The sequence below is a fragment of the Bradyrhizobium sp. 23AC genome, from assembly GCF_054863025.1.
Map to the genome: position 1 here is coordinate 1 of NZ_JAVAYN010000157.1, position 271 is coordinate 271.

The window sequence follows — 271 nt, forward strand, 5'->3', positions numbered from 1 at the left end:
TCGGCGCCGGCATCTGGCACTTTGCGACCTATGTCGACCGCTACGCCACCGACGGCTATGGCGAACCGCGCGACGTGATCGAAGCCATCGATCTTGCCGGCCAGGTGCGCGACCTGTCGGTGGTCGATCTCAACTGGCCGTTCTTCGGCGGCAACTTCTCCAACGAGCAGATCAAGGCAGCGCTTGATCGCAACAAGCTCGGCGTCATCGGCATCACGCCCGAGATGTACACCAAGCATTTCCGCAAGGGCGCCTTCACCAACCCTGATCC

The 271-nt window shown here is 62.0% G+C and carries 1 pseudogene; it reads left to right on the forward strand.

What is annotated here, in order from left to right:
* Positions 1–271 (forward strand): annotated as a pseudogene (locus tag RAD10_RS41900) (sugar phosphate isomerase/epimerase family protein); the annotation flags it as partial.